General features: G+C 72.4%; 13 protein-coding genes and 1 riboswitch. Of the genes, 8 read left to right on the top strand and 5 right to left on the bottom strand.

The window, feature by feature from the left end:
* Positions 1-139 precede the first annotated feature (139 nt).
* The 3 genes from OEIGOIKO_RS16990 to OEIGOIKO_RS16980 all read right to left on the bottom strand — a co-directional run bounded on the left by OEIGOIKO_RS16990 (position 140) and on the right by OEIGOIKO_RS16980 (position 3,587).
* The gene (locus OEIGOIKO_RS16990; RefSeq protein ID WP_125054774.1) at positions 140-1,069 is read right to left on the bottom strand and encodes a 1-phosphofructokinase family hexose kinase; all 930 of its coding nucleotides are present in this window, start codon (positions 1,067-1,069) and stop codon (positions 140-142) included.
* Between the two features lie 374 nt (positions 1,070-1,443).
* Positions 1,444-2,655, bottom strand: a complete 1,212-nt coding sequence (gene nagA, locus OEIGOIKO_RS16985; protein ID WP_125054773.1) for an N-acetylglucosamine-6-phosphate deacetylase — start codon at positions 2,653-2,655, stop codon at positions 1,444-1,446.
* A complete protein-coding gene (locus OEIGOIKO_RS16980) occupies positions 2,655-3,587 on the bottom strand; it encodes an ROK family protein (RefSeq protein WP_125054772.1) in 933 nt (310 codons plus the stop codon). The genes nagA and OEIGOIKO_RS16980 overlap by 1 nt, the downstream gene beginning before the upstream one ends.
* Positions 3,588-3,960: 373 nt before the next feature.
* On the opposite strand from OEIGOIKO_RS16980, the gene OEIGOIKO_RS16975 reads away from it, so the two are divergent.
* From OEIGOIKO_RS16975 to otsB, 3 genes are all read left to right on the top strand, one after another.
* Complete coding sequence (locus OEIGOIKO_RS16975; protein WP_125058747.1) at positions 3,961-5,232, top strand: extracellular solute-binding protein; 1,272 nt, start codon at positions 3,961-3,963, stop codon at positions 5,230-5,232.
* Between the two features lie 99 nt (positions 5,233-5,331).
* Complete coding sequence (locus tag OEIGOIKO_RS16970) at positions 5,332-5,601, top strand: DUF3263 domain-containing protein (RefSeq protein WP_125058746.1); 270 nt, start codon at positions 5,332-5,334, stop codon at positions 5,599-5,601.
* A gap of 155 nt (positions 5,602-5,756) precedes the next feature.
* Positions 5,757-6,611 carry a trehalose-phosphatase gene (gene otsB / locus OEIGOIKO_RS16965; RefSeq protein ID WP_125058745.1) on the top strand — a complete coding sequence of 285 codons (855 nt, stop codon included), beginning with the start codon at positions 5,757-5,759 and terminating at the stop codon, positions 6,609-6,611.
* A gap of 60 nt (positions 6,612-6,671) precedes the next feature.
* Here otsB and OEIGOIKO_RS16960 read toward each other — a convergent pair whose 3' ends face one another.
* Positions 6,672-8,132: an alpha,alpha-trehalose-phosphate synthase (UDP-forming) gene (locus OEIGOIKO_RS16960; RefSeq protein WP_125054771.1), complete on the bottom strand. Its 1,461-nt coding sequence runs from the start codon at positions 8,130-8,132 to the stop codon at positions 6,672-6,674.
* Between the two features lie 100 nt (positions 8,133-8,232).
* Positions 8,233-9,180, bottom strand: coding sequence for a glucosyl-3-phosphoglycerate synthase (locus OEIGOIKO_RS16955; RefSeq protein ID WP_125054770.1), 948 nt, complete (start codon positions 9,178-9,180; stop codon positions 8,233-8,235).
* A 163-nt stretch (positions 9,181-9,343) separates the two neighbouring features.
* Positions 9,344-9,500, top strand: a riboswitch (SAM riboswitch).
* Between the two features lie 17 nt (positions 9,501-9,517).
* Between OEIGOIKO_RS16955 and thrC the strand changes: the two genes are divergently transcribed.
* The 5 genes from thrC (at position 9,518) to OEIGOIKO_RS16930 (ending at position 15,001) form a co-directional block, all read left to right on the top strand.
* A complete protein-coding gene (thrC, locus tag OEIGOIKO_RS16950; RefSeq protein ID WP_125054769.1) occupies positions 9,518-10,807 on the top strand; it encodes a threonine synthase in 1,290 nt (429 codons plus the stop codon).
* 183 nt (positions 10,808-10,990) lie between these two features.
* Positions 10,991-11,269, top strand: a complete 279-nt coding sequence (locus OEIGOIKO_RS16945) for a MoaD/ThiS family protein (protein WP_125054768.1) — start codon at positions 10,991-10,993, stop codon at positions 11,267-11,269.
* A gap of 438 nt (positions 11,270-11,707) precedes the next feature.
* Positions 11,708-11,911, top strand: coding sequence for a cold-shock protein (locus tag OEIGOIKO_RS16940; RefSeq protein ID WP_003986833.1), 204 nt, complete (start codon positions 11,708-11,710; stop codon positions 11,909-11,911).
* Positions 11,912-12,339: 428 nt separating this feature from the next.
* Entirely contained in the window at positions 12,340-13,962 is a 1,623-nt protein-coding gene (groL, locus tag OEIGOIKO_RS16935; protein WP_030022296.1) for a chaperonin GroEL, read from the top strand.
* Positions 13,963-14,137: 175 nt separating this feature from the next.
* On the top strand, positions 14,138-15,001 hold the full coding sequence (locus OEIGOIKO_RS16930; RefSeq protein ID WP_125054767.1) for an SDR family NAD(P)-dependent oxidoreductase: 864 nt from the start codon (positions 14,138-14,140) through the stop codon (positions 14,999-15,001).
* Positions 15,002-15,126 lie beyond the last annotated feature (125 nt).

Raw genomic sequence — 15,126 nt, 5'->3', positions numbered from 1 at the left:
CGGCAACACCGGGCGGCGCTCGGCAGCGGCCGTCACGCCTCCTACGCCGCGCCCGGCAGCGGTCGTCACGCCTCCTACGCCGCGCCCGGCAGCGGCCGTCACGCCTCCTACGCTGCGACGGGACGCACCGTCACGCCCCCTATGCCGCCACCGGATGCTCCGTCACCGTCACGCGCCCCAGCAGCTCTTCGTACGTGCCCCGGTCGAACTCCCCGGCCGCCGGGGCCCGTACGGTCGCCGCCGACAGGGCCACCGCGCGCGCCAGGCGGGCCGGCCAGGGCAGGTCTTCGACCAAGCCGGAGAGCAGCCCGGCCACCGCGGAGTCACCGGCGCCGGTCGGGTTGCCGGCGATGCGGCGGGGCGGGGCGGCCTGCCAGGCGCCGTCCGCGGTGACCACGAGCATGCCGTCGGCGCCCAGGGACGCAGCCACCGTGTGGGCGCCGCGGCGGCGGGCGTCCCGGGCGGCGCGCAGGGGTTCGGTGGAGCCGGTGAGGGCGGCCAGTTCGTCGGCGTTGGGCTTGGCGAGGTCGGGGCGGGCGGCCAGGCCGCGGCGCAGCGGTTCGCCGCTGGTGTCCAGGAGGACGGGCACGCCCGCCGTACGGGCGGCGCGGGTCAGCCGCGCGTAGACGTCGACGGGGACACCCGGCGGAAGGCTGCCGCACAGGGCCACCGCCCGCGCGTCGGGGAGCAGTTCGCGGTAGGTCGACATGAATGCGTCCCACTCGGCGGGGGTGACGACCGGGCCCGGCTCGTTGAGCTGGGTGGTGTCGCCGGTGGACTCGTCCACGACGGCGACGGTGCGCCGGGTGGCGCCGCCGACCGGGACCAGCGCGTCGGTCACCGAGGTCTCCTGGGCGAGCAGCGAGCGCAGCGCGTCGCCGGTGCCGCCGCCCGCGAAGCCGGTGGCGACCGCCCGGTGGCCGAGCGCGGTCAGCACCCGGGCGACGTTCAGGCCCTTGCCGCCCGGGCGCTCGGCGACCTCGGTGACGCGGTTCGTGGAGTGCGGCTGGAGCCGGGGCACGCGGTAGGTGATGTCGAGGGCTGCGTTCAGCGTGACCGTGAGGATCATGGTTCCCCCTCCCCGGAACGTACGTGGACATACGACGGCACACCGGGCCGATGACCGGTGGGTCCGTACGGGACGGACCGGTGCGCCGGCGCGCGAGTGCGCAGCGATCATGCCATCGCGAGCGGTGGTTGGCCCAGCCCTTGGGCCGACCGCCGCACGGTCTGCACCGGTCCGGGCACCCCGAACCGGCCATGTGGCACGTGCCGGGGCCCGTTCGGCCCTACCGTGTGTCACTCGGGCGCAAGCGCTCGGCCCTACCGTGTGTCACTCGGGCGCAAGCGCTCCGCCCTACCGCGCGTCACTCGGGCGCAGGTGCTTCGCCCCGCTGGCCCGTACGCCCCCTCGTACCTTCACCCAGCAGTCCCGTACGTCCCTCACACCCCGGCCGGCCGCACCACCCATTCCCCGCGCCGCACCACGCCCACCAGGTCGTACGCGGCGTCCAGGACGACCAGGTCCGCGTCCTTGCCCGCCTCGATCGAGCCGGTGCGGTCGGCGACGCCGAGCAGCCGGGCCGGGTTGCCGGACAGGGCCTGTACGGCTTGCGCGACGGTCAGTCCGTCGACGGTGAGCGCGCGCTTGAAGGCGAGGTCGAGGGTGAGGGTGGAGCCCGCGATGGAACCGGCGGTGGGGCCGTCGGCGATGCGGGCGACACCGTCCTTGACCTCGACGGTCATCGGGCCGAGCGGGTACATGCCGTCGTTCATGCCGGCCGCGCCCATCGCGTCGGTGATGAAGGCGACCCGGTCCGCGCCCGCGTCCCGGAAGGCCATCTCCAGGACGGCGGGGTGCAGGTGCGTACCGTCGTTGATCAGCTCGACGGTGATCCGTTCGTCCTCCAGGAGCGCGGCGATCGGCCCCGGCGCGCGGTGCCCGAGCGGCGGCATCGCGTTGAACAGGTGGGTGGCGACGGTCGCGCCCGCGTCGATGGCCTCGCGGGTCGCGTCGTACGAGGAGTCGGTGTGGCCGATCGCGGCGATCACACCGGCGTCGGCGAGCAGCCGTACGGAGTCCAGGCCGCCGGGCAGCTCGGGCGCCAGGGTCATCATCTTCGCGGTGCCGCGCGCGGCGTCGACGAGCTTGCGCACGTCCGCCGGGTCGGGGTCGCGCAGCAGGCCGGGCTGGTGGGCGCCGCAGCGGTGCGGGGAGATGAACGGGCCCTCGAAGTGGATGCCGGCCAGGTCGCCCTGCTCGGTCAGCTCGGCCAGTACGGCGGCCTGCCGGGCCAGCTCGTCGAGGTCGCCGGTGACGGTGGAGGCGAGCAGGGTGGTGGTGCCGCGCCGCCGGTGGGTGCCGATCGCCGTCAGGCACTCCTCGGGGTCGGCGGACGAGAAGGAGCCGCCGCCACCGCCGTGTACGTGGATGTCGACGAAGCCCGGGACGACGAGGTGGCCGGTCAGGTCGATCACCTGGTCGCCGGGGGCCGGGGCGGTCGCCCCGGCGGCGTCCGCCGCCTCGGTGACACGGGTGCCCTCGAAGGCCACCAGGCCCTCGTCGGCCACACCGGACGGCAGGGCGACCCGGGCGCCCGTCAGGACGGTGCGCCGGGGGCTCGGGGCGCTGTCCCCGGACTGTTGCAGCGGCATCAGGCAGTTACCTCCGTGGAGAGAAGATCCCAGGCGAGCAGACCTGCGCCCAGGCAGCCGGCGGCGTCCCCGAGCGCAGCCGGAACGATCAGGGGGAGCCGCTGGAAGGTCACCCGGGAGCGGACCGCCGCACGCAGCGGCTCGAACAGCGTGTCGCCCGCCTCGGCCAGCCCGCCGCCGATGATCAGCGTGTGCGGGTCGAGCAGGGTGAGCGAGGTGACCAGCCCGGCGGCGAGGGCGTCCACCGCGTCCTGCCAGACGGCCTTCGCGCGGGCGTCGCCGGACTCGACGGCCTTGGCGGCGTCGGCGGCGGTGGCCTGCGGGTCGCCGCACGCCTCGGCCCAGGCGCGGCCGACGGCGGCGGCCGAGGCCAGCGTCTCCAGGCAGCCGCGCTGGCCGCAGCCGCAGTCGGGGCCGTCGGGCCGTACGACGATGTGGCCGATCTCGCCCGCGCTGCCGTGCGCGCCCGCCTCGATGCGGCCCTCGATGCCGATGGCGCCGGCGATGCCGGTGCCGAGCGGTACGAACAGGAAGCGGTCGGCGCCGCGGCCCGCGCCGATCCGGCCCTCGGCGAGGCCGCCGGTGCGGACGTCGTGGCCGAGGGCGACCGGGACGCCGCCCAGGCGCTCGGAGAGCAGCGTGCGCAGGGGGACGTCGCGCCAGCCCAGGTTGGCGGAGTACGCGGCGATGCCGCGCGCGTCGTCGACGATGCCGGGGACGGCGACGCCGGCCGCCGCGGCGGTGCTGCCGAACTGCTGCCGTCCGGTCTCGCGCAGCTCCTCGGCGAAGTCCAGGATCGAGGCGACGACCGCTTCCGGGCCGCGTTCCCGTCCGGTGGGGCGCCGTGCCTCGTGGAGCAGCGTGCCGTCCGCGCCTGCCAGGGCGGCCTTCATTCCGGTGCCGCCCACATCAAGGGCGATGACGTGTCTCACGGGAACAGTTTCGCGCGATCGGCCGTGAAAGGTCTAGTCCACTCGCGGGGATGGCGTGGTTCCGCTCCCGCGAAGGGCGTGCTCGGGCCCGGGGGAGGGGGGCTCGGGCCTGGCGGAGGGGATGGTTCCGACAGGTCCGGACGGGGTGGGCCGACCGGTCCGGACGGGGGGATTCCGGCCCGTACGGCCGCTTCCTTACCACCGGGACCTGTGGGTGTGACAGGCGATACGCCAATGAAATGAGGGGTGGTGTAGACCTTGTGTAGGTAAACGGGGGAGACTCGTCGTTCATGCCGGTTGAGGGTGGACCTCTGAAGCCACCGGGCATTCCCCGGCAAGCACGGAACATTCGGGACAAAAGGCGGTAATGGCAGTGCAGCGGCGGTACTTGAGCCTGGCGGCAGCGGGACTCACCACGGCCATGACGCTCTCCTTGACCTCCTGCGGCAGTGGCGCGGGCGACGGTGGCGACGTCACGCTCAAGCTCATCGCGGCGGACTACGGCGACAACGCGGCGAACTCCTCCAAGCACTACTGGAACCGGCTCGTCAAGGACTTCGAGAAGAAGAACCCGGGCATCAAGGTGGACGTCTCGGTCTACAGCTGGACGGACGTCGACAAGAAGGTCGAGGAGCTGGTCAAGTCCGGTAAGGCTCCGGACATGGCCCAGATCGGCGCGTACGCGGACTACGCGGCCGAAGGCAAGCTCTACAAGGCCAGGGACGTGCTCTCCATCCCCGTGCAGGCCGACTTCGTCCCCGCCCTCGCGGAGGCGGGGGAGTACGGGCGCGAGCAGTACGGGATGCCGTTCGGCTCCAGCACCCGCCGCCTGTTCTACAACAAGAAGCTCTTCGCCGAGGCGGGCATCACCGACCCGCCCGAGACCTGGGCGCAGGTCTCGGCCGACGCGGCCAAGCTCAAGGCCAAGGGCGTGAAGATGCCGTACGCGTTGCCGCTGGGCCCGGAGGAGACGCAGGCCGAGACGCTGATGTGGATGCTCAGCGGCGGCGGCAGCTACACCGACAGCATCGGCAAGTACACGATCGACTCGAAGGAGAACGTCAAGACCTTCGAGTGGCTGAAGAAGGACCTGGTCACCCCGGGGCTGACCGGCGGCGACCCGGCCAAGCTCAACCGCCAGGACGCGTTCAACGCCTTCGCGGCCGGCGACGTGGGGATGCTCAACGGCCACCCCACCCTGATGAAGCAGGCCGAGGCCAAGGGCGTCGAGTACGGCACCGTCGAGCTGCCGGGCCCCGCCGGCAAGGCCAAGGCCACCATGGGCGTCGCCGACTGGATGACGGCGTTCAAGCAGAACGGCCACCGCGACCAGGTCGGCAAGTTCCTCGACTTCGTCTACAACGAGAAGAACGTCATGGACTTCTCGGGCCACTACGGGCTGCTGCCGGTCACCACCTCCGGCTCCCAGGCGATGCTCGCCGACAGCAAGTACGCCAAGCTGCACAGCTTCCTGCGCCAGCTGGACAACGCCGTGTTCTACCCCGCGGACAAGACCTCCTGGCCGCTGGTCAGCAAGACCGTCAAGGCGAAGATGGGCAAGGCGGTGGGCGCCAACGGCAACCCGGCCGGCGTGCTCAGCGACATCCAGAACACGGCCAACGAGGCGGACAACACCGCCGAGTGAGCCGCCGCGCGCCCCGGCACCCCCGTAGCGCGCCCCGGCGCCCCGCCTCCGCACCGGCGGCGGGGGATTGTCGTACCGCGGCCTTATCGTGGACGGGTGATGACGAGCGAGGGCACCGACGGCGGCACCGGAGGCGGTGGCATAGGAGCACTGTCCCCCCAGGACGAGGCGGTGCTCGGCGTCGAGCGCCGCTCCTGGCCCCGGCCGGGCGCCAAGGAGCGGGTCATCCGCGAGCGGCTCGGCATCTCGCCGACCCGCTACTACCAGCTGCTGAACGCCCTGCTGGACGACCCGCGGGCGCTCGCCCACGACCCGGTCACGGTCAACCGGCTGCGCCGCGTACGCGAGGCCCGGCGCGGCCGCCGCTGAGGGGCGGCCCGCAAGGCGCCGGACGGGCCGGGGCGGGGCCGGAAGACGGCATGCGCCGCCGATACGGCCGTACCCGGCACCCGCAGCCGACGCCGCGCTGCGCCGACACCCCCGTACCCGGCACCCGCCCGCGCCCGCCCGGTAACCTCGTCGCCATGGGCAGTCCCCCGAACTCCTTGCCGACACCGGTCACCGAAGCGGGCCGGGAGGGTCTCGCCGCGCTGCTGGACAGCCCCGGCCGCGCCGTGCTCGCTCTCGACTTCGACGGCACACTCGCCGACATCGTGCCCGACCCCGAGAAGGCCCGCGCCCACCCCGGCGCCGTGGCCGCGCTGGCCCGCCTCGCGCCGCGGCTGTGTTCCCTGGTGGTCATCACCGGCCGGCCGGCCGGTGTCGCGGTCCGCCTCGGCGGCTTCACGGACGCGCCGGGCCTGGAGCGGCTGGTGGTCCTCGGCGGCTACGGCGCCGAGCGCTGGGACGCGGCCACCGGCACGGTACGGGCGCCCGCGCCGCCGCCCGGCGTCGCCGCCGTCCAGGCCGAACTCCCCGGCGTCCTGGACGGACTGGGCGCCTGGCACGCCTCCTGGGTGGAGGACAAGGGCCGCGCCATCGCCGTGCACACCCGCCGCGCCGAGGACCCGCAGGCCGCCTTCGAGCTGCTGCGCGAGCCGCTGTACGCGCTCGCCGAGCGGCACGGCCTGATCGTCGAGCCCGGCCGGTACGTCCTCGAACTGCGGCCGCCCGGTATGGACAAGGGCGTCGCGCTCGCCGACTACGTACGCGAGACCGGCGCCACCACCGTCCTGTACGGGGGCGACGACCTCGGCGACCTCGCCGCCTACTCCGCCGTGGACAAGCTGCGGTCGGACGGTCTGGCCGGGGTGCTGGTGTGCAGCGGCAGCGCGGAGGTCGCCGAGCTGGCCGGCCGGGCGGACCTGGTCGTCGACGGCCCGGCGGGCGTCGTCGCGCTGCTGCACGCCCTCGCGGACCGGCTGGAAGAGCCCGCCTGACGGGCTGCGGCCGGACCACCTGACGGCTGCGGCCGGGGCCCTCCCGGGGCCCCGGCGCCGCTACTCCTCCAGCGCCCGCAGCTGCTGGAGGAACCACCGGTCCGGCGGCAGCGCGGTGGCCGCGGCGGCCAGCCGCTTCGAGCGCTCGGCCCGCTCGCCGTCCTCCATGGACAGCGCCTCGTGCAGCGCGCGCGCCGTGGCCGAGATGTCGTACGGATTGACGCAGACGGCGTCCTCGCCCAGTTCCTCGTACGCCCCCGCCTCCCGGGACAGCACCAGCGCGCAGCCCGCCTCGGAGATCACCGGGACCTCCTTGGCGACCAGGTTCATCCCGTCCCTGATCGGGTTGACCAGCGCCACGTCGGCGATCCGGTAGGCGGCCAGCGACCGCGCGAAGTCGTCCTTCACGTGCAGCACGACCGGCTGCCAGCCCGGGGTGCCGTACTCCTCGTTGATCTCCTCGGCCAGCCGCCCGACCTCGTCGGTGTAGGCGCGGTAGACCTCCAGGTCCTGCCGGGAGGGGTAGGCGAACGCGATGTGCACGACCCGTTCGCGCCACTGGGGGTGCCCGGCCAGCAGCGCCCGGTAGGCGCGCAGCCCGCGCACGATGTTCTTGGACAGCTCCGTACGGTCCACCCGCACGATCGTCTTCCGGTCCGGCCCGCCGATCTGCTCGCGCAGCGCCGCCAGCCGCTCGTCCACGTCCGGGCGGTGCGCCCGTTCCCGCAGGAACTCCGCGTCCGCGCCCAGGCCGTGCACGCCGAGCCGCGTCGTCCGGCCCTCGTGGACGATGCTCAGCCCGCCGTCCGCGCCGTGCGCCACCTCGGCGCCCAGCACCGCCGCGCAGCACTCGGCGAACGCCTCGGCCCAGCGCCGCGTCAGGAACGCGGCGCGGTCGCCGCCCAGCATGCCGCGCAGCACCGCCTCGGCCACGTCGTCCGGCAGCATTCGGAAGTAGTCCGCGGGCGCCCACGGCGTGTGCGAGAAGTGGCCGATGCGCAGGTCGGGGCGGCGGGCGCGGAGCAGACCGGGCACCAGCGTGAGGTGGTAGTCCTGCACCAGCACCACGGCGCCGGGCGCGGCCTCGTCGGCGAGCGCGTCCGCGAAGGCCGCGTTGTACGCCTCGTACGACGCCCATCGGGCGCGGAACGCGTCGTCGAAGGAGGGCTCCAGCGGCGTCTGGTAGAGCATGTGGTGGACGAACCACAGCACGGAGTTCGCGATGCCGTTGTAGGCGTCGGTGAAGACGTCGGCGGGGATGTCCAGCATGCGTACGTGCTGGCCGCCGGTGTCGGCGGTGTCCAGATGGCCGCCGTCGCGCCGGGCGGCCTCGCGGTCGCCGTCCCCGAGGGCGGCGCACACCCACACCGCACCGGCGTCCGGGCCGATCGCGGACAGCCCGGAGACCAGCCCGCCGCCGCCCCGTTTGGCAGTCAGCGTGCCGTCGTCCTCCTTCGTGTACGAGACCGGACCGCGGTTGGACGCGACGAGGACCTTGGCACCAGAACGCTCGGAGACCATGTTGCGAGACTAGCCCGCCACCCATCCGCTCAAACGTGCGGAGCGGAGGCGGAACGTCACTGTTTGCGCGGCGCCGGAACCGGGCTCCGGACCGACGGCGTCACGCCGCCCGGCGCTCCGCGTACTCCGGTATCTCCGCCATCGGCGGCCGCTCCTCGGTGTCCACATCCCAGGTGCGCGGCACGAAGCCGGTCTCGCCGCGCTCGAACTGGGTCAGCCGGGGGCGCACGAGGTGGCCGCGGGCCAGCCGCAGCTGCGCGGTGCGGTAGATCGCCGCGGCCATCCGGCCGAGCGCCTGGCCGCCCTGGTGGCGGTGCTTGCGTACGCCGATGTCCACCTGGGCCAGCGCGTCCAGCCCGGCCGTGTGCAGTGCGTCGACCAGCAGGCCCAGCTCCACGCCGTAGCCCACCGGGAACGGCAGCCGCTCCAGCAGGGAGCGGCGGGCCGCGTACTCCCCGCCCAGCGGCTGCACGAATCCGGCGAGCTGCGGCCAGTGCAGGTTCAGCAGCGGCCGGGCGACCAGCTCGGTGACCCGGCCGCCCTGGCCCGCCGCCTCGCCCAGCGGACGGTCGTACATGCCCTTGACGAACTGCACGTCCGGGTCGGTCAGCAGCGGGCCGACGATCCCGGAGACGAAGCCCGCGTCGAATTCGCGCAGGTCCGCGTCGACGAAGCAGACGATGTCACCGCCGGTGGCCAGCAGGGAGCGCCACAGCACCTCGCCCTTGCCGGGCAGCGCGGGCAGCCGCGGCAGCACCTCGTCCCGGTGGACCACCCGCGCGCCCGCCTCGGCCGCGACCTTGGCCGTGCCGTCCGTGGATCCGGAGTCCAGCACCACCAGCTCGTCGACGAGCGGCACCGACGGGGTCATCAGCTCCGTACGGATCGCCTCGACGATCGCGCCGACCGTCGCCTCCTCGTCGAGCGCGGGCAGCACGACGGAGACCGTCTGCCCCGTCTCGCGCTTCGCGGCCAGCAGCCGGTCGAGCGGGCGGTCCGCGGCCGACCAGGACCGGCTGGCCAGCCAGCGCTCCACCTCTTCCAGCACGTGCGGATCTCCTTCGTTACCGGATCAGCGATGTGATCCATCTCGCGGTGCGGACGGCTGTCTCGACCGCCCGGCCCTTCGGCTACAGTCTTGAACAACGCGATCGCCCCGGACATGCCGGGGTCGGCGCGACAAACGCCTGGGCCCCGGCCCGGTGCCATACCGCTCATCCAGAGGGGCAGAGGGATACGGCCCGTTGAAGCCCCGGCAACCCTCCAGCCGGTCTCCGTCGCCGCGCACGTACGCGGCCCGCGAGGCTCCCGGCTCGGGAAGGTGCCAATTCCGTCTCGCGGCGAGATGCGTCGCGAGGAAGATGAGGAGAAAGGGCCTCGCCTCCATGGCTGTGCAATCCGTCGAAAGCACCCCGTCCGCCAGCGTCTCCCTCGGTCCCGCTGTCGCGCTGTCCTGCCGCGAGTGCGGCGAGCGCTTCGACCTCGGGCCGATCTTCGCCTGCGTGTCCTGTTTCGGGCCGCTGGAAGTGGCGTACGACCTGCCGGCCGGCGACCCCGAGGGCCTGCGCAAGCGGATCGAGGCGGGCCCCAACAGCATCTGGCGGTACGCGCCGCTGCTGCCCGTCCCGGCCGACGTGGCGGACAAGCCCAACCTCAACCCCGGACTGACCAAGCTGGTCAAGGCCGACAACCTGGCCCGTGAGCTGGGTGTCACCGGCGGCCTGTACGTCAAGGACGACTCCGGCAACCCGACGCACTCCTTCAAGGACCGCGTCGTCGCCATCGCCGTCGAGGCCGCCCGCGCCTTCGGCTTCACCACCCTGTCCTGCTCCTCCACCGGCAATCTCGCCGGGGCGGTCGGCGCGGCCGCGGCCCGGGCGGGCTTCCGCTCCTGTGTGTTCATCCCGCACGACCTGGAGGCGGGCAAGGTCGTCATGGCCGCGGTGTACGGCGGCGAGCTGGTCGGCATCGAGGGCACCTACGACGACGTCAACCGCTTCTGCTCGGAGCTGATCGGCGACCCGCTCGGCGAGGGCTGGGGCTTCGTCAACGTCAACCTGCGCCCGTACTACGGCGAGGGTTCCAAGACGCTCGCGTACGAGATCTGCGAGCAGCTCGGCTGGCGGCTGCCGGACCAGATCGTCATTCCGATCGCCTCCGGCTCCCAGCTCACGAAGATCGACAAGGGGCTGAAGGAGCTGATCGCGCTCGGCCTGGTCGAGGACAAGCCGTACAAGATCTTCGGCGCGCAGGCCGAGGGCTGCTCCCCGGTCTCCACCGCCTTCAAGGCGGGCCACGACGTCGTACGGCCGCAGAAGCCGGACACCATCGCCAAGTCGCTGGCCATCGGCAACCCGGCCGACGGCCCGTACGTGCTCGACATCGCCCGGCGCACCGGCGGCGCGGTCGAGGACGTGAACGACGCGCAGGTGGTCGACGCGATCAAGCTGCTGGCCCGTACGGAGGGCATCTTCGCCGAGACCGCCGGCGGGGTGACCGTGGGCGTGACGAAGAAGCTGATCGAGGACGGGCTGCTCGACCCGGCGCTGACCACCGTCGTGCTCAACACCGGCGACGGGCTCAAGACGCTGGACGCCGTGGCGCCGACGACCGGGCCCACGGCCACCATCCGCCCGAGCCTGGACGCGTTCCGCGCGGCCGGTCTGGCGGGCTGACCGCCGCGCGCGGCTGCACACACCCGTACGCGGTCGCGCGCACCCGTACGCGTCGGTACACACCGGCACGCGTCCGTACACCACGGCACGCGCCGGCGTACCTCCGTCCGCTCCCGCGGCCACCGGTACGCCCGCGCCCGCCGCCCCTCCGCACTCCTCTCGCGAGCTGGAAGGCAGCACACCATGAGCGTCAACGTCCGCATCCCGACCATCCTGCGCACCTACACCGGCGGCCGGGCCGAGGTCCCCGCCGAGGGGGCGACCCTCTCCGAGGTCATCCAGAACCTGGAGCAGAACCACGCCGGCATCGCGGCCCGCGTCCTGGACGACACGGGCAAGCTGCGGCGCTTCGTGAACGTCTACGTCAACGACGACGACGTGCGCTTCGAGCAGGGCCTGGCGACGCCGACGCCGGACGGCGCGGGCGTCTCGATCATTCCGGCGGTGGCCGGCGGCTGCTGAGCCGGTCACCCGGGACGCCGTAACGATCTTTTTCGGCCCTTCCCCGGTCCGACGGCTGGAATCGCCCCGTCCGCCACGAAGCGGACGGGGCGATTCCGTGTTGTTAAAGGCGATACAGTTGAGGTGATTACTCGTTCAGCGCGTGCCGAACGCCTATGAGGGCCCGGCAAGTTGTGCGCGAAGTGTGGACATGATTTGTCGCGTTGGTGCGCTTTGCCCGGCCCGACTTGCCCTGCCGTATGGGCTTTTCTTCGCATATTTGCGATTGTTCCCGAGAAGAATTCTCGTCCGACTGACCTGTTGCGCTGGGCAGTTGGACAGATACATTCAGCGGCGGTCGACGCGTTCCGGCGCACACCCCCTCCTGTCGGGGGTGAGGTCTGACCCGGGTCCGCGGAGTGCGGTCCTGTGCAAGGGCCAGTAATAGGGGAGTTAGGCATGGCTCAGGGCACCGTCAAGTGGTTCAACGCGGAGAAGGGGTACGGCTTCATCGCGGTCGACGGTGGTGCGGATGTATTCGTCCACTACAGCGCGATCCAGATGGACGGTTACCGCACCCTTGAGGAGGGTCAGCGGGTCGAGTTCGAGATCTCGCAGGGCCAGAAAGGGCCGCAGGCGGACATGGTCCGCGTGGCCGGCTGAAGCGCCGACCGACTGCTGCGTACGAAGGTCCGCGTCCCCTGCGGGGGGCGCGGGCCTTCTGTGTTTGGGTGGGTCGGGGGCGGGTGCGGGGGAGCGCCAGGTCATCCGCCCGCACCCGGTTTGACACCCGGCCCCCACGGGGATGGCTCCCGCCAAGCCGCTTGCGCCCTCCCGTCGCCCGGCCGCCACCCCCATACGAGGCTTCTGCGAAGCCGCTTGCACTCTAAGGGGTCGAGTGCTAATCATTGCGTTAGCACTCTACGAGTGAGAGTGACAGCTAAGGACCGACTCGGTGAGGTCCGCGGGCAGGTGGGGCAAGGAACCACCGGCTCGCGAGCCGTCCGTCGCGGGCGCCAGCGCGGTCCGGAGTATCCACCCTCCCCCAGACGCAGTCCGGGGGGACCCCCAGTCCGGGAGGACCACTTCACATGGCCAAGATCATCGCGTTCGACGAGGAGGCACGGCGCGGTCTCGAGCGCGGGATGAACCAGCTCGCCGACGCCGTCAAGGTCACCCTTGGCCCCAAGGGCCGCAACGTCGTCCTCGAGAAGAAGTGGGGCGCCCCCACGATCACCAACGATGGTGTGTCCATCGCCAAGGAGATCGAGCTCGAGGACCCGTACGAGAAGATCGGCGCCGAGCTGGTCAAGGAGGTCGCGAAGAAGACGGACGACGTCGCCGGTGACGGCACGACGACCGCGACCGTCCTGGCCCAGGCCCTGGTCCGCGAGGGGCTGCGCAACGTGGCCGCCGGCGCCAACCCGATGGCCCTGAAGCGCGGCATCGAGCGCGCCGTCGAGGCCGTCTCCGCCGCCCTGCTGGAGCAGGCCAAGGACGTGGAGACCAAGGAGCAGATCGCTTCGACCGCCTCCATCTCCGCCGCCGACACCCAGATCGGCGAGCTGATCGCCGAGGCCATGGACAAGGTCGGCAAGGAAGGCGTCATCACCGTCGAGGAGTCCCAGACCTTCGGTCTGGAGCTGGAGCTCACCGAGGGTATGCGCTTCGACAAGGGCTACATCTCGGCGTACTTCGCCACCGACATGGAGCGTATGGAGGCGTCGCTCGACGACCCGTACATCCTCATCGTCAACTCGAAGATCTCCAACGTGAAGGACCTCCTTCCGCTGCTGGAGAAGGTCATGCAGTCGGGCAAGCCGCTGCTGATCATCGCCGAGGACGTCGAGGGCGAGGCCCTGTCGACCCTGGTCGTCAACAAGATCCGCGGCACCTTCAAGTCCGTCGCCGTCAAGGCCCCGGGCTTCGGCGACCGCCGCAAGGCCATGCTCGGCGACATCGCCATCCTCACCGGTGGCACGGTCATCTCCGAGGAGGTCGGCCTCAAGCTGGAGAACGCCGGTCTCGACCTGCTGGGCCGTGCCCGCAAGGTCGTCATCACCAAGGACGAGACCACCATCGTCGACGGTGCCGGTGACAGCGAGCAGGTCCAGGGCCGCGTCAACCAGATCCGCGCCGAGATCGAGAACAGCGACTCGGACTACGACCGCGAGAAGCTCCAGGAGCGTCTGGCGAAGCTGGCCGGCGGCGTGGCCGTCATCAAGGCCGGTGCCGCCACCGAGGTCGAGCTCAAGGAGCGCAAGCACCGCATCGAGGACGCCGTGCGCAACGCGAAGGCGGCCGTCGAGGAGGGCATCGTCGCCGGCGGTGGCGTCGCCCTGCTGCAGGCCTCCTCGGTCTTCGAGAAGCTGGAGCTGGAGGGTGACGAGGCCACCGGTGCCGCCGCTGTGAAGCTGGCGCTGGAGGCCCCGCTGAAGCAGATCTCCGTCAACGGCGGCCTTGAGGGCGGCGTCGTCGTGGAGAAGGTGCGCAACCTGGCCGTCGGCCACGGTCTGAACGCCGCGACCGGCGAGTACGTCGACATGATCGCCGAGGGCATCATCGACCCCGCCAAGGTCACGCGCTCCGCGCTGCAGAACGCCGCGTCGATCGCCGCGCTGTTCCTGACCACCGAGGCCGTCATCGCCGACAAGCCGGAGAAGGCCGCCGCGGCCGCTCCGGGCGGCATGCCGGGCGGTGACATGGACTTCTGATCCTCCCGGATCAGCTGTCCGCAGATCGCCGGGGCGGCACTCCTCCTCCCAGGGGGGTGCCGCCCCAGCGGCGTTCCGGCACCTTCGGGCGTGCGGCCTGCCGTACGGCGAGGTGTGTGCCGTTCCGCACGGCGGTCCTTGCACTGCCCCCGGTCCGGCGGGGCACGATCACCCCATGACGACTCGAAACGGACAGGCCGCCCGACCGGACCGGTTCCCCGCGGACACCGTCGCCCTGATCACCGGCGGCAGCAGTGGAGTGGGCCTGGCAGCCGCGCGCCGGTTGCTCGCGGACGGCGCGCGGGTGGTGGTGTGCGGCCGCGACGAGCGCCGCCTGGACACCGCCGTGGCGCACCTGAGGGAGCGGGCGCGGGAGGCGGTGACGGGTGGCGAAGCGTCCGTTGCGGATGCGACGGGGGCGGGCCCGGGAGCGGCCGAGGACGCGGCGGACCGGGTGTTCGGCGTACGGGCCGACACGGCCTCCGTCGCCGACCTGGACGCCGCGGTCGAGGCGGTACGCGACCGCTTCGGGCACCTCGACATCATCTTCGCCAACGCCGGCCGGTACGCCGCCGCTCCCTTCGAGGAGATCACCGAGGCCGACTTCGACCGGGCGGTCGGCGTGAACTTCAAGGGCGTGTTCTTCACCGTCCAGCGGGCCCTTCCGCTGCTGCGGGACGGCGGCGCGGTGGTCATCAACGCCTCGTCGCTCGTGCAACGCGGACAGGCGGACGCCACCTTGCACTCCGCGACCAAGGCCGCCGCGCTCAACCTCGCCCGGACCCTCGCGGCGGCGCTCGCCGGACGCCGTGTCCGCGTCAATTCGGTCAGTCCCGGCTACGTCGAGACGCCGATGTTCGCGGGCTCGCAGATCGATGTGGCGGAGGCGGAGAAGCTGCGGGCGCAGACGGCGGCGGGCCGGTTCGCACGGCCCGAGGAGATCGCCGACGCGGTGGCCTTCCTGGCGTCCGGGGAGGCGTCGTACGTCAACGGGCAGGACCTGGTGGTGGACGGCGGGCTGCACGGCTGCGCCATGTGAGGGCTCGGGGGCGGGCAGGGTGTCCGCCGGGGTGCCGGCGTCCGTCGTTATGTCGCTTCTGTGAGATACCGCATGCAAGGCGCCGCTGGTCCTGGTATGGGCATGGCGGCCATACTTTCGGGAGC

The organism is Streptomyces paromomycinus, assembly GCF_003865155.1.
Lineage (GTDB): Bacteria > Actinomycetota > Actinomycetes > Streptomycetales > Streptomycetaceae > Streptomyces > Streptomyces chrestomyceticus.
This window is presented reverse-complemented; position numbering and strand designations above follow the sequence as displayed.